Origin of the sequence: Enterococcus sp. FDAARGOS_553 (genome assembly GCF_003812305.1) — a bacterium.
Taxonomy (GTDB): domain Bacteria; phylum Bacillota; class Bacilli; order Lactobacillales; family Enterococcaceae; genus Enterococcus_D; species Enterococcus_D gallinarum.
This window is the reverse complement of sequence record NZ_CP033740.1, coordinates 252,905-267,404: the sequence shown is the minus strand read 5'-3', so window position 1 is coordinate 267,404 and position 14,500 is coordinate 252,905. Positions and strand designations below refer to the sequence as shown.

The 14,500-nt window shown below is 38.7% G+C and carries 14 protein-coding genes; 8 read left to right on the top strand and 6 right to left on the bottom strand.

What is annotated here, in order from left to right; all coding sequences use genetic code 11:
* Window positions 1–24 precede the first annotated feature (24 nt).
* Together EGX73_RS01630 and EGX73_RS01625 are read right to left on the bottom strand one after the other, a co-directional pair.
* A complete protein-coding gene (locus EGX73_RS01630) occupies window positions 25–795 on the bottom strand; it encodes an ABC transporter permease (RefSeq protein WP_003125655.1) in 771 nt (256 codons plus the stop codon).
* Complete coding sequence (locus EGX73_RS01625) at window positions 788–1,723, bottom strand: ABC transporter ATP-binding protein (RefSeq protein ID WP_003125657.1); 936 nt, start codon at window positions 1,721–1,723, stop codon at window positions 788–790. The genes EGX73_RS01630 and EGX73_RS01625 overlap by 8 nt, the downstream gene beginning before the upstream one ends.
* A gap of 360 nt (window positions 1,724–2,083) precedes the next feature.
* Between EGX73_RS01625 and EGX73_RS01620 the strand changes: the two genes are divergently transcribed.
* From EGX73_RS01620 to EGX73_RS01610, 3 genes are all read left to right on the top strand, one after another.
* Window positions 2,084–2,785 (top strand): YcjF family protein, encoded by a 702-nt coding sequence (locus tag EGX73_RS01620; protein WP_034704047.1) that lies wholly within the window; start codon window positions 2,084–2,086, stop codon window positions 2,783–2,785.
* A gap of 647 nt (window positions 2,786–3,432) precedes the next feature.
* Window positions 3,433–4,956, top strand: coding sequence for a helix-turn-helix domain-containing protein (locus tag EGX73_RS01615; RefSeq protein WP_227173286.1), 1,524 nt, complete (start codon window positions 3,433–3,435; stop codon window positions 4,954–4,956).
* Between the two features lie 449 nt (window positions 4,957–5,405).
* Complete coding sequence (locus EGX73_RS01610) at window positions 5,406–6,926, top strand: flavocytochrome c (RefSeq protein ID WP_123866664.1); 1,521 nt, start codon at window positions 5,406–5,408, stop codon at window positions 6,924–6,926.
* Between the two features lie 91 nt (window positions 6,927–7,017).
* On the opposite strand, the gene EGX73_RS01605 is transcribed toward EGX73_RS01610, so the two are convergent.
* On the bottom strand, window positions 7,018–7,593 hold the full coding sequence (locus EGX73_RS01605; RefSeq protein ID WP_050762646.1) for a CDP-alcohol phosphatidyltransferase family protein: 576 nt from the start codon (window positions 7,591–7,593) through the stop codon (window positions 7,018–7,020).
* 131 nt (window positions 7,594–7,724) lie between these two features.
* Complete coding sequence (locus EGX73_RS01600) at window positions 7,725–8,165, bottom strand: DUF1761 domain-containing protein (RefSeq protein WP_003125662.1); 441 nt, start codon at window positions 8,163–8,165, stop codon at window positions 7,725–7,727.
* Between the two features lie 201 nt (window positions 8,166–8,366).
* Between EGX73_RS01600 and EGX73_RS01595 the strand changes: the two genes are divergently transcribed.
* The gene (locus EGX73_RS01595; RefSeq protein WP_003125663.1) at window positions 8,367–8,744 is read left to right on the top strand and encodes a YxeA family protein; all 378 of its coding nucleotides are present in this window, start codon (window positions 8,367–8,369) and stop codon (window positions 8,742–8,744) included.
* Between the two features lie 296 nt (window positions 8,745–9,040).
* On the opposite strand, the gene EGX73_RS01590 is transcribed toward EGX73_RS01595, so the two are convergent.
* Window positions 9,041–9,361: a hypothetical protein gene (locus EGX73_RS01590; RefSeq protein WP_003125664.1), complete on the bottom strand. Its 321-nt coding sequence runs from the start codon at window positions 9,359–9,361 to the stop codon at window positions 9,041–9,043.
* A gap of 190 nt (window positions 9,362–9,551) precedes the next feature.
* Between EGX73_RS01590 and EGX73_RS01585 the strand changes: the two genes are divergently transcribed.
* Both EGX73_RS01585 and EGX73_RS01580 read left to right on the top strand, forming a co-directional pair.
* A complete protein-coding gene (locus tag EGX73_RS01585; RefSeq protein WP_003125665.1) occupies window positions 9,552–10,010 on the top strand; it encodes a DUF5626 family protein in 459 nt (152 codons plus the stop codon).
* Window positions 10,011–10,031: 21 nt separating this feature from the next.
* A complete protein-coding gene (locus EGX73_RS01580) occupies window positions 10,032–10,550 on the top strand; it encodes a helix-turn-helix domain-containing protein (RefSeq protein ID WP_003125666.1) in 519 nt (172 codons plus the stop codon).
* An 819-nt stretch (window positions 10,551–11,369) separates the two neighbouring features.
* Here EGX73_RS01580 and EGX73_RS01570 read toward each other — a convergent pair.
* Window positions 11,370–12,038 carry a DUF421 domain-containing protein gene (locus EGX73_RS01570; protein WP_003125669.1) on the bottom strand — a complete coding sequence of 223 codons (669 nt, stop codon included), beginning with the start codon at window positions 12,036–12,038 and terminating at the stop codon, window positions 11,370–11,372.
* A 237-nt stretch (window positions 12,039–12,275) separates the two neighbouring features.
* Here EGX73_RS01570 and EGX73_RS01565 point away from each other — a divergent pair, with 237 nt between their 5' ends.
* Window positions 12,276–13,589 carry an ABC transporter substrate-binding protein gene (locus tag EGX73_RS01565; protein WP_005470601.1) on the top strand — a complete coding sequence of 438 codons (1,314 nt, stop codon included), beginning with the start codon at window positions 12,276–12,278 and terminating at the stop codon, window positions 13,587–13,589.
* A 29-nt stretch (window positions 13,590–13,618) separates the two neighbouring features.
* Window positions 13,619–14,491, top strand: coding sequence for a carbohydrate ABC transporter permease (locus EGX73_RS01560; RefSeq protein WP_005470603.1), 873 nt, complete (start codon window positions 13,619–13,621; stop codon window positions 14,489–14,491).
* Window positions 14,492–14,500 lie beyond the last annotated feature (9 nt).

Sequence of the window (14,500 nt, the reverse complement as noted above, 5' to 3'; positions counted from 1 at the left end):
TAGTGAAAGATAGCCGTCAGTTTCTTAGCTGCGTAGACCGCGGCCTTTTTCAATTAATTTCCAACAGATACCGTACAAAACAATTATGAATAAAACTAGAATCAGAACAGAGACTAAAATCGGCACATCAGTTGTGCCCAAAAAGCCATAACGGAATCCAGAGATCATATAGACGATTGGATTCACTTTAGAAATAGCTTGCCAAATTGGTGGCAGCATCGAAATGGAATAGAAGACGCCTCCTAAATAAGTCAGTGGCTGTAGGACAAACGTTGGCACGATCGATACATCGTCAAATGATTGGGCAAAGATACCATTTAGCAAACCAGCTAGTGAGAAAAGAATTGCGGTCATCACTAATGTCAGAATAACCATTACCCAAGAAAAAACATGCAAAGGAACAAAAAAGAGAGAAATCACTGTGACCAGCATACCAACTAAAATACTTCTGCCCAAACCACCGAAAACAAATCCCCAAATAATCACATGAGTAGGTACGGGTGCAACTAAAAGTTCCTCAATATTCTTTTGAAACTTCTGAGAAAAGAAAGAAGACGAAACGTTCGCGTAAGAACTGGTGATCGTTGACATCATGATCAGCCCGGGAACGATAAATTCCATGTAGGAGAAGCCGCCCATTTCGCCAATACGGCCGCCAATCATTTTCCCAAAAATAATAAAGTACAACGAAGTCGTTATCACTGGTGGTACGAGTGTTTGGACCCAAATCCGTAAATAGCGGTTGGTTTCTTTGACCGCTAGACTTTTTAATGCTGTAAAATAAAGACTAAACATTTTTTTCCCCCGCTTCATGCTTTTCTTCGGTTAATTTCAAAAAGAGTTCCTCTAAACGATTCGATTTGTTGCGCATGGAAAGAACTTTGATTCCTTGCTTAGTAAATTGCTCAAACAAATCATTAACGCCTTGATTGCGCTCAATCTCGACTGCTAACGTTTGATCATCTTCAAAAGCACTTTTATAGCCGGAGATCACAGGTGGTTTCACATAGGTATCTAAGTCAAAGAGGAATGTCTCAAACTGTAATTTGGACAAAAGGGTCTTCATGCTGGTATCTTCGATCAATTCACCGGATTGAATGATTCCGATGTTGCGGCAGAGCATTTCTGCTTCCTCTAAATAGTGAGTGGTTAGAATAATCGTCGTACCATTTTTATTTAATTTTTGCAAGAAGGCCCACATTTCTCGGCGCAGTTCGATATCTACGCCAGCTGTTGGTTCATCGAGGATTAAGAGTCGCGGCTCGTGCATCAGAGCCCGTGCAATCATCAAACGGCGCTTCATTCCTCCCGAAAGCATTCTGGCCCGAACATCGCGTTTCTCCCATAAATTGGATTGCTTTAGGTATTTTTCGCTACGAGCGATCGCTTCTTTGCGAGGAACGCCGTAGTAGCCCGCTTGATTGACGACGATTTGCTGTACTGTTTCGAAAGGATTGAAATTGAATTCTTGTGGAACTAAGCCGATTTGTTGCTTGACTTGAACCAATTCTTTGTCCAAATCATAACCGAAAACTTTGACACTGCCAGAAGATTTGTTTACTAGTGAAGTAATGATCCCGATGGTTGTTGATTTGCCAGCACCGTTCGGCCCTAAAAGCGCATAGAAGTCACCTTCTTCAACTGTCAAGTTGATACCGCGTAATGCTTCGACGCCGGTCGCATAGACTTTTTTTAGATCTTTTATTTCAAGTGCATAGGTCATTGATTTGTTTTCTCCTTATCAATTGATGATTTGTTGTGGGGATTGGCAGCAGCTGCTGCCTATATGAATAAAACACGCTCGATTAGACACGCTTCTCTGAATAGAGGTTATGACACTTTCATAATACCCAAGAAACAAGTAGTCATTATACCACGGGAGAGACTCTCGTTTAAAGGGGGTATCGTTGGATCGGTCATGTGAGCTTTTTTGTTAGAAAGAAGTTGATTTCTTGTGCTTCCGTTAAGAATTATAACACCTGGAGCGCGGCTTTAGGTGATTTTTGTTTGTTAGTGTATGATGAAAATAAGAGGTTGAGAAAGCAACTAAATCTATGACAACTAATCATTAAAGGTGGTTTTTATGAAATTAAAGAGAAACACTCCCAAAAATAAAAAATCTCAAAAAGAGATTTTGCTGCAACAAGTGGATGAACCAGTGAAAGAATCGGCAGAACAAGAAGAGTTTCAGTCATTCTTTGCAGAAGTTTTAACCAAACTACCAAACAAAACGGCAGGGATCATTCGTCGATCTTTTGAGAAGTCAAAACATACGGCAGAAAAGATCCAAGCAAAAAGCCGTACCCAATTTGATGCCGTCTTCTCTGAATTTTTAATGGGTGTGGATGATGCTACGAAGAAGAAAGCGCATCGAATCATCCATGCCGCTTCTCTGACGGCGGCCATCATTGGTTGTTCACCTATTCCGTTTTCAGATGCGATACTCCTTGTACCTGTTCAAATGACGATGATGGCTAGACTACACAAGTTGTTTGGTCAATCGTGGGTCGAGGGAATCGCAAAAAGCATTTCTAAAGAATTAGTTGTTGTTAGTTTAGGTAGAAGCGCTGTGGGGAATATTATCAAGTTCGTACCGGGGGTCGGTACGATCGCCGGCGCGTCCATTAACGCGGGGGTAGCCAGTGCTATTACTGAATCTTTAGGTTGGGTTACTGTTAAGATGCTGAATGACGGCGAAGATATTTTTGAACAAGCCATGTCCTTTAAAGGCCAATATCACACCTTATTTAAAGCATTAAAAAAAACACGAAGCAAATCATCTTAAAATATATACCGCTCGCAAGAACGTTCGTATAGGATGAGTCCAGAAACATCAACAATAATTTTCTCAAGAGACCTTTGGCTATTCTCGAAGGTCTCTTTTGCTTGTGTAAGATAAAATAGGGGGATTTGTTTTTCCTGAAAAAGTATAAAAGCATCACATGGATAATTATCGTCAGTAAATGGCTAACCGAAAGCAGCGATAAAAAGGTCTTTATTAACAATAATTTTCCTGCATTTATAGGAGTTCCTGCCAAAACATTTCTAGTGACAATGTAAAAAAAAGTGAGTTCATTTTCCCGAATTGGGTTTCTCAAGATACAGATTAACTTTATAATTTTTAGTTAGTGGAGTTAAATTCTCATTAAAAATTGATGGCTGAAAGGAAGCACTTAAGTAGTAGGGAGGATCAATTACAGAATTAAGGTCAGAGAAGGCAGTCAGATGCCTTTTTTTATAACAGTAAAAAGTTGAGCGTTCTTCCTTTGTTGAGTCGCACTACATAGAACAGATGAAGAATGAGCGACTTATTCGACAAATGTTTAAAAATAGATTAAAAATTAATATATATATTTAATCGTTTTGTCAGTTTATATGAGTATGAAAGAAAGCAACTTATGAACGAACTTCTATTTAATGCAGGAGGAAGACATGATTATTCAGGATCTTTTTGAAAAGCGAACCCAATTAATGGTCAATTGCTTGCGTTATATTTATCAGTCAAATAGTTTTGTAACAATCGTTAATTTATCAGAAAGACTGAATGTGAATCGAAAAACAACGGATAGTATTCTTAATGAATTGCAAAAAATCAATCCGCAAGCAATCAAAATCAAAAAAGCATTAGGGTGCTCTTTTAGTGGCAATAAAAACATTTATTTTGATATACAACATGAAATTTATAATCAGTCAGTCATATATCAAGTGATCGAGAACTGTCTATTGTCAAAAAGAATTAAGATTGAAGAGTTTTGTGAATTGAATTACATAAGCCTTTCAAACCTAAGAAAAAAATTTCTTTGCATCAACCGTAGTCTGCAACGCTTTGAATTAAAGATAGGCACCAAAAATAGACGAATCGTGATTGAAGGGTCCGAAAGCCAAATTCGTTACTTTGGTCATTCCTTTTTTTGGACGATTTGTAAAGGCGGTCAGTGGCCCTACCCCGAATTGAATTATGCTCATATCAGAGAATTATTCGTTCAGCGAATCTTACCTAATTTTGATTTTCAACTGAAGCAATCGATCGTGGATAAATGGTGCTACTTGATTGCGATCAACATCCTCAGAGATAAAAAAGGCAACCGCTTGAAAATGGAGGAAATGCCTCAATGGTCGATCAATATGACTCAAGATCTATTTGAAAAAGAGTTTCAAAATATCAAAGATTCTTTCTTTCAGTATAGCTTTTTTAGAGATGAAAGCATTTATTTTCTATTTTTGATGATGCAAACTTCCACGCAGTTTTACGCTAAAAAGGCGACCTATAAGCAAATCATCGATTTTTGGGAAAGAGAAAAAGCAGAGGTGTATTTAGAAGCAGTCAGTCTCTCAGAAAAATTGACATTGCCGTTAAATGGCGGAAATGAGAAAAATGTCTTCGGCATTTTATTGGCGGTGCATTCTTTTTATGACGCTTTTGAAGGATTCCTGGAAGTAGGTTCCGATTCAGATATCATCCGCTATTACAGACACTACTACCCAGTGCTTGTGAATAAAATACGTACCATTTGTTTTGGCAGCACAACAGGGCAACTTACAGAAAAACAGGAGTTTCTGCTCTTACGATATGTTCTTGCCTACACGGCTCTGATCACACCTACTTTATTTGAGAAAAAGATCATTGTTTCTGTAGAAACAGATTTTCCTTTCTCATTTGAACAGTTCTTCATTATGCAGCTGAAAAAGATCTTCTCCGCTCTTTATAATATTGATTTTATTGCTGCGGAATCACTAGTTGAAGAGCCAGACATCATTATCTCAAACACCTACCAGAATCGTTCGGCAATCTACATGAGTGGAGCGATCGACAGTTTAGAGATTGAACGTCTGACAAAGAAAATCGAATCCATCAGAAGAGAACACATCTTGCAGGAGAATGTGATTGTTTTTTCGCAACAAGTAGTCAGTGCCGTTTTCGAAAATCATGAAAGCGCTAAGGATATTTCTGTGTAATAAAGATGTAGAAAATTATCGTTCCAAAAAAGCAACTAGCAGTTGGCAAGTAAAGAATAGAAGCAATCAAATAAATTTTGACCAGAAGCAATCAAAGAAAAATTCCTAAGGTTTTGCCTGCGGTGTGTATATATTTCTATGTATGCACCGCTGATCAATGGGGACATATACACAGTAAATGAAATTTCGATTAGAACAACTAATGAAAAATTACACAAAATATAAGCGTGATTTTATTATTTTCTATTTTTATTATGTTTATATAAATATGTTGGGTTTGTTTCTTAGATGATAACGCTGATTTTAAAGCAATTGAAATTGTTAATAGTCAAAATATTTTTTTATTCTTGTTTGTTAATAAAGTAACAATCAATAGTGCTAGAGCGCTGCTTTTTCAGTGGAAGAATCAAAGAACAATCAAACAAAAGAAAGAAAGTTGGGGGAAAAAAGTGAAAACAAGTGGATTAAAGAAATTGGTCATTGGCGCTGCAAGTTTATTATTGCTCAGTGCTTGTGGTAGTAACGGGGCGACAAAAGATAGTGAAACAGCAAAAAGTTCAGCATCATCAAGCGAAACAGAAGTGGCTTCAGGTGCATCTGAACAAGAATATACCGATCCTTCTGAACTAAAAGATCAATATGACATTGTCATTGTTGGTGCTGGTGGTGCCGGAATGGCAGCTGCTTTATCTGCCAAAGAAGCTGGGATGAATCCAGTCATCTTGGAAAAAATGCCGATCGCAGGCGGAAACACATTGAAATCTTCTGGTGGGATGAATGCTTCTGAAACAAAATTCCAAAAAGAACAAGGAATCGAAGACAGCAACCAACAGTTCTTTGATGACACACTAAAAGGTGGTAAAGGTACGAATGACCAAGAACTTTTACACTACTTAGTCGATAACTCAGCTTCAGCCATTGACTGGTTAGACGGCATGGGAATCACATTAGACAACATCAGCTACAGTGGTGGTGCAAGTGTCAAACGTATCCACCGTCCACATGACGGCTCTGCTGTCGGAACCTACTTGGTAGATGGACTATTGAGAAATATCCATGAAAAGGAAATTCCTTTGTTTGTGAATGCTGATGTGAAGAAAATCAACGAAAGAGACGGAAAAGTCACTGGCGTTTCTGTAAAAATCGGTGATGAAGAAAAAACGATCAATGGGAATGCAGTTGTCGTTACCACTGGTGGCTTTGGCTCAAACAAAGAAATGATTGAAAAATATCGTCCGGATTTAAAAGGCTATGTCAGCACAACATCTGAAGGCAGTACAGGTGACGGCATCAAGATGATTGAATCTCTTGGCGGTGCAACAGTCGATATGGATCAAATTCAAGTTCACCCAACAGTTGTTCAAGATACAGGGATGTTAGTCAGTGAAACAGTCCGTGGAGAAGGTGCGATTTTAGTCAACCAACAAGGTGAACGTTTCTACAACGAATTAGAAACCCGCGACAATGTTTCTGCGGCGATTACCGCTCTTCCAGAAAGCTATGCTTACTTGATCTTTGACGATGCATTAGCAGGTCGAGCAAAACAAGTTGATTTCTACAAAGAACAAGGTGTAGTCGTTGAAGCAGATACGATCGAAGCCTTAGCGAAGAAAATCGACATGGACGCTGATACATTGGCAAAAACACTAGATACATGGAATCAATCTGTTAAAGATAAAAAAGACGAAGCATTTGGTCGAGAAACAGCAATGGATTATGACTTAACAACTGGTCCTTACTATGCAATCAAAATCGCACCAGGAATCCACCACACAATGGGTGGTGTAAAAATCAATACCAATACACAAGTCTTGAAAAAAGACGGTTCTGTTATTGATGGTTTATACGCTGCTGGAGAAGTAACTGGTGGTATTCACGGACAAAACCGTATCGGCGGAAATGCAGTTGCTGATATCATGGTCTTTGGTCGTCAAGCAGGGGTCCAAGCTTCAGAATACGCTAAAAAATAAATAAACATTACTATTCATAATAGATAGTACGCAAAAAACGTCCAGCTCTTATTACAGCTGGACGTTTTTTTGATACTCTTGTTGCTAAAATTTAGCTGGATTGATGAGAAACAGTGAAAAAGCCTTTTGGATTCGGTTCGTAATAAGTGCTGCGCCAGACAATCAGTGTTTCCTCTATAGATGAAAACAAAGCGAGCAGGAATGTCACGACCCAAATATATCCTGATACGTCACCAAAAGTAAATGCCACGAAACACAGGAGAAACAAGGCAAGACCTGTTATCTTGTTGCTCAATGTGTGCAGCATCCCCCACTGAGCAAACTTAACTTTAGTCAAAATCAAATTAAGAAATCGAATGCTAGCGACTAAGACAATGCCATAAATGATCCAATCTGGATAGATCTTAGTTTTAATGTAAAGAAATAGGACAATGGACCAAAAAACAAAATCACCTAAACTATCTAGTTTTGAGCCCAAGGTCGTTTGCAATCGATAGTTTCGTGCAATAAATCCGTCTAAAACATCCGTCAATCCGCAAATGAGGTAGCAGACTGAAAACAAAGGCTGCTGATTGATCAATAGAAGACCAGCTAACGCGATCCGTGCAATGGACAAGAGATTGGGCAGGTAGTTGATGGTGATCCCTTCTTTCTTTTTTTGGCCCAAGAATAATCAAAAAACGACAAGCTAGCCCACTCATACCTTACGACAGGTTTTCACTGATTGGTTTACATTACCTGTTTTTTTCTGCCCCCGATAGCTTGAGAAACACTTGCTTATGATTGCGTATCAGCTTGTTAACCTACCACTGGAAACAAGCCAATGATGATTCCCATAATGACTAACTCGATTGCACCATTCAATAAATGCAGACCAATCAGTTTTTTGCTTTGTCCAGCATAGGCTGCATTTACGAAAGTTGCCACAGCAAATACGCCCAGCCATAGCAAAAAGGCCACTTGCAAGCTCGTCATCATCCAACCGTCATGGTCAAACTTATTGAACCAATAGGTGACTTGTCCTAGTGTAAATGCCAATAATAGTCCGCCAACAGCTGTCCCGCCAAAAGTAAAAACGACATCGCCGGCAGACATATGATGACTTTCTTTATTTAGCATGCCAGATTCTTTTGCCCAAAAGCGCCCCCAAGCATGGATTGGATTATAAAGTAAGCTCCCGCTGATCATAAAAGCAAGTGTTGCCAAAAGAATAGCAATAAGATTGAAATGTGTAAGCATATAGGTACTCCTTTTTTTAATTATTGTAATCTTCTTTGCCTTTGTTGCCTAGCTGGATAAGCAGTATTAAGCAAATATCAATAAGTTGTAGAAGTTTTCTTACGGCAACCTTTCAATTTTGTTATTTTGGATTGGGACCTAAGGCCGATTTCCCCTGTTTTTATTTTGCTAAGATAGAAAGAGAGACGAAAGGAGAATATGATGAAAAAAATCGTACGAGCAATCTTATCCATTGGTTTGTTTTTCTTACTTCTGTGCGGGGGAATCATGTTGTACACTAACCGAGCATCGGGAGAGGTGGCAGGAATTTTAGATCAATTGAATCCACTTGTTCCAAAAAGCGAAATGTATGTAAAAACGCAAGCGCCTGAATCGGTCAACGGCTATGGCACTGCTCATTACAAACAAGTAGCTGCCACGGCAGATGGCCAGACTCGAATGATAGAATTTGAAGGCTTACAAGTGTTGAAGACAGAGCGCTTTTTGAAATTGACGAATAAAGGGGCACATGTTGAGACGTATGAAGAAATTGCCAAAGAAGACGTGCCGTCAGCAGCACTGAAAGAGATCGATGGATAGCACGAGAATGACGAATAACAGAAATAAGTTTAGCAGCAAGGCAAAAAATTTTTTGCGAAGGTCTGCTGGAAAATGAGGATGAGTTAAGATACCAGCCCAACATTTATCTGTGAAAAGGATACTTGTTGGGCCGTTTTATTCGTAAAACAGCGTGTCAAAGACCGAGTTATGCACATATTAACAGTTTTATCCACAATATATAGGGGGAACTTGTTTTCGCCTACGACATCTTGAGGTCGTATTGTCTTTGTGGATTGAGAAAGGGTTTATCCTCTTAACGAAAACATTCCTTTTATTTATAATAGTCCGCTTTGCACATGCTTATGCAGCCATTGTGAGAGTTGCTCGAACAAAAATCGGGAAACGAGATAAGTCAGCAGCACTGCAAGAAAGTAGCCAAGTAAATCAACTTGCAAGTGAGCGATCTTTTCAAAGGAAAAGAGTGCCCAATGACTTTCAAGAGGTTCATTGATACTCCTATACCAGATGAATCTTAGCGGGAAGCCAAAAGCATATTCGTACAAGGGACCAAATTGTTGGCTAGATACTGGACCGAAAAAAACACTAAAAAGCGGCAGACTAAAACTGAATAATAGGATTTTATTTTGCCTTTTCATTCTGACACCTCCCCACAGATCGTACTTTTCCATTATTACAGTAATTGTTATAGAAAAGAAGCAACCTTTTGTTTACAATGAAAGGGAAATGAAGGATGTAAACCAATGGTTTCCCCCTGTAAACCTATAGTTTCTCCTTATATTTCAAGAAAAGCGATAAAGTGAAAACAAATAAGAGAGGAGTGTTTTTATGAAGAAATTAGTTATTTTAGTAGCCTGTTTTTTAGGTTTTTTGGGGGTGTCTGTCACAGCTGCAGCGGATGAAAAGAATACAGATGAGCTTGTTTATGAAATGACCGCTGGCGTCGGTTCTCAAGAGATATCTTATATTGATGAAGCGGGTGATGAAGTCGTACTATCTGTTGAATATATTCAACCCTTTGCACGAATTGCTCAAGGAACTTATAAAGTGTCTAAGACAGTCAAAGGAAGTTGGACTGCTTCTTATAATGTAAAGATCAACTCAAAAGAACAGATCACAGCGGCGACAAATTTGAGCATCAAAGCATTGAAAGGAAGTATTCTTTCGAGTTCATTAACCCATACGACTACTAAGGCTACTTGCAGCTTTAAACAAAAAGCTGGAACGATTACAACAAATGCAAGCGTGACCGCAACCATTTCTAATGGTAAACTAGTTGTAAAGTAATAGGTGTAGGAGATGAAATTAGTGGCCTTAGCGGAACAACTAAAATTATATCGTGAGAAAAGCGGATTGTCGCAAGCTTCCGTAGCAGAAGAATTAAAGATTTCTCGTCAGTCGATCTCTAAGTGGGAGAATGGGCGTGGCTATCCAGATATTGATAATTTAGTTTTACTAAGCAAACTTTATCAAGTATCGATTGATGAATTGCTGCAGGAAAATGAACAATTGAAAGAACAAATTCAAAAGAATAATGTGGAAATTGAAGATAAAAAGAAGAAGTTGAGTTTTATCACCCAACAAATGTCTTCTGATAAAGATGAAGGATTGATTTTGCTGCTTTTAGCCGGCGTATCCTCATTCATCTTTCCTTTAGGCATCCTCCTAAGCGGTTTTGCCATTTGGCGCAACAAGAAGACAAATTCTTTTTATCGACTTGTTTATATTGTCTGTGCAATCGCTTTGCTGTTAAATCTTTATGATGGGTATGTCCATGTTGCAAATGTCATGAACTGGGGGACAACGACTATCGAACAAGTGGACTAGTTGCCTGCAATTATAGCAATAGCTAAGGCCCTAGTGAAAAAATTGAGTTCTGCTTTGTATAAGAAGATTCAAGCGAAAAAAGATATCCCGCCTAAGAGTAGCTAGCCAATACTCGCGATAAAATCGTGAAGACGGGCTAACTATTTCTCATTGTTGGGATATCTTTTATTTGAGTGAGTATTCGTTCACTTATTTAATCTTAGTAAAAATAAAAAACATCTGATTGATCGTTGAATCATCGCTCTTTTGTTACAAGATTCGACTGGAGTACAACGGGACATCGTCACCGATGGGATATCCGTTTGTCGAAGATCTTATGGCATAGACTCTATTTCTTTTTGCTTTGAAAAAGCAAATAAAAGATGATAGCAATCGTTGAAAGAGCTAGTCCTAAAAGATTGTACATCAAATCAGACATGGGTTCATAATGATGATGATCAAAAACATTTAGTAAAAAAAACAAAAATGGTATCAAAAGAAAGAGTAGTACAACGACATTCTTTCGCCATGTAATAAATATCGATCCGATAATAAGAAACAATAAAACAGGAATCCAAAAAATCAATCCACCAATTACCTCTATATCCCTTCACCTCCATCTAATTCAGTAGAATACTTCTTTCATCTGAAAAAATTCCAAGAAAACAAAGAAATCTCTATGAAGAGGCAGTGAGGAAAAAATAACGTTTTTAAAGTAAGTCTTTTTTGCTCATGCTGATTGCTAAGTGATTACTCGTCGAAAATAGTTGTTTGATGGATGGTATCTTCCTGATGGCATCTTCCTAAAGAGGAAAAGTATCTTAAAATCGAATGATTGTTTTAGCCATCGATTCGGTAGCGAGCCTGGATCGTCTCTGCCTTGGTGATGATATAAAACCCATTGTCTTGGGACCACTCTACATAAATAAGATTTTTGAAAGAAGAATAGCCTTGTTTCTGTAATTCTTCTCGTAGCCAAGTTTCGCTCAAATGATGGGATTGCAGTACAGGATATTGAATATTTCCTTGGTCAACCAGCATGATTGCCAATGTTTGCTCATCCTCTGAATGTGTTAAAACACTGATTTGCCCCGCGTTTTCCAGTACAACATACTTGGCATTTGCAAGGGAGAAACATTGTTGTTGCCGTAACATGGTTCGCAACTGCTCCATTTCGATATGATTGCGGGTAATCTCTTGTATATTGAGCTGACCATTGTGAATCAAGACTGCCGGTTCGCCTTTCAACCAGCGATTGATTGTCTCATTTTTTTTAACAAATTCTTCAATAAAGTAAATCAACAGTGCCCACAAAGCGATAGCGAAAAGGACATGGAAGACCGAAACGTTGTCATCGTAGATCGACTCTTCTAAAATTCCGCCTAAAACGAGAGTATAAATCAAGTCGAAAGGTGTGATTTCCGACAGTGTCTTTTTCCCTAACAGTCTTGCCACCAACAATAAGCCAAATAACCCAAAGAATAATTTTAGAATAATCGTAAAAACCATCTGCTCACCTCCTGTATGTTAGCACTACTATATCATTTTCTCATTTTAATCTCATTGTTCTGCACTTCTTTCATATTTTGTTTCCATTCATCATGGCTCAAATTTATTCATTTTTATCAACAGAAATTCAATTATTTGGTTTTTTTCATCTGATATCTATAATAAAAGCAAGGTGCAATCGCTTTCTATTGCACCTTTGCTGGGATTTTAGGAAAAAGCAAATAGGAGGAGAGAAAAATGAAAAAAAGGTTGATTTTTCTATATAGTATATTGAGCTTTGCGTTGCTTGTTGGTTGTTCCAGTAATAATGAGAGTAGTGAATCAGGAGATTTTGCTAGTTCAGATGAGCAGACATTGACTGTCTGGGCTTGGGATACGAATTTCAATATTCCAATTATGGAAAAAGCAGGGGAGTACTACCGTAAGGATGGGCATGATGAGATTAAAGTGAATGTCATCGAAATGTCGAATGAGGACACAAAGCAAAAAATGGTTTCTGGATTCACGTCGGGGGTATCAGAAGGATTGCCTGATATCGTTTTGATGGATGATTATGATGTACAAAGTTATCTTACGAATTATGAAGGGAAATTTGCGGAGTTATCTGATACCATCGACTTTGCTGATTTTGCCGAATACAAAGTAGAGAATGCTACCTATAAGGAGGGAATCTATGCAGTCCCATTTGATTCTGGTTCTGCCGGATTATATTATCGCACCGATTATTTAAGTGAGGCAGGCTACAGTGAAGAAGATATGAAAGATTTGACTTGGTCCCAATTTGTCACTATCGGTGAAGATGTGAAAGAAAAGACCGGTAAATGGTTTGTCGCATTCATTCCCAACCGTGGGACCCATTATCTGCAGATGGCGATGCAGTCTGCCGGACTGTGGTATTTCGATGAAGAGGGCAAAATTTTCTTGAAAGACAATCCAGCGATCCGCGAAATGATGCCGATCCTAAAAGAGATTGACCAGAAAGAGTTAGCAAAACCGGTAGATTATTTTGCTCCTGAGGGAATCGGAGCAGTTACGAGTGGTGAAGTCGCGGCGGTTAATTCTGCCATTTGGTTTTCAGCAACGATTCGTTCCGCGGAGGATCAAAAAGGCAAGTGGGCTTATACACATCTGCCACAATTAGAGACAGTTGATGGGGCGACCCCCTATTCAAACCTAGGCGGATCAAGCTGGTTAGTTTTGAACGATTCGCCAAATAAAGAACTGGCAATGGATTTCTTGAAGACAGAATTTGCAGGCAATGATGAATTTTATCAAGAGATATTGGTCGAGAATGGGGCAGTGGGAACGTATTTACCATCTCAAAAAGGGGATGCGTATCAATACAAAGACCCATTTTTCAATGATGCGCCCATCTATAAAGATTTTTCGAGTTGGATGGCTGAAATCCCTGGTGTCGACTATGGCAACAATACGCAAGCAGCGGTTGATGCTCTTCGAGGAGTTATGCAGAGTTATTTTGATGATGCATTGAGTTTGGACGAAATGCTAGAAGAAGCCGAAAATAATTATACAATGCAAGTCGGCGAGTAGCCGATTTGCATTAGCAGGGAGTGAATAAGATGGATCCTTCGAGAAAAAGGCGAGAAGTATGGAAATTTATTAGTTTTGCAATGATCTTAAGCAGTATTTTCATGATCTATCCAATTCTTTATTCAATTTATTTATCTCTTCATACGATGCAAGGATTGCAATCCGTTTTTGTTGGTTTAGGCAATTACGTTCGGATGTTTCAAGATACCATTTTCCACAAAGCATTATTCAACAATTTTGTTTTCTTGATTTTTCAAGTGCCAATCATGGTGTTTTTAGGACTTTTACTAGCTTTTGTGTTGAATACACCAAAACTAGTTGGACGAACTTTTTTTAAGCTTGCCTTATTTCTGCCAAGTGTCACCTCTCTGGTTTCTTATGCGGTTTTGTTTAAGATGATGTTCCAGATCGGTGGGATCATTAATCGGGGCTTGCTGGCAATTGGAATTATCCAACAACCGTTAGACTGGTTAAATAGCCCTTTTTGGGCGAAAGTGACGGTGATCATTGCCTTATGCTGGCGCTGGACAGGGTATAACATGATTTTTTATTTAGCAGGATTACAAAATATTTCAGATGATACGTTGGAGGCTGCGGATATAGATGGCGCAAACAGCTTTCAGAAGTTCTTTAGGATCATTATTCCTCAATTGAAGCCAGTGATTGTTTTTACCACAATCACATCGACGATCGGAACGATTCAGCTCTTTGATGAAGTGGTGAATTTAACAGGCGGTGGCCCTTCAAATGCGACATTGACTGCAGCACAACTGATCTACAATCATTCATTTGTCTATACCTCAAATTTTGGTTATTCAGCAACATTGTCGTGGGCGTTGGTAGTGCTCATTGCGGTCTTATCCTATGCGCAGTTCAAATTAGCAAAAGACGACCGACAATAAGCAGAAAGG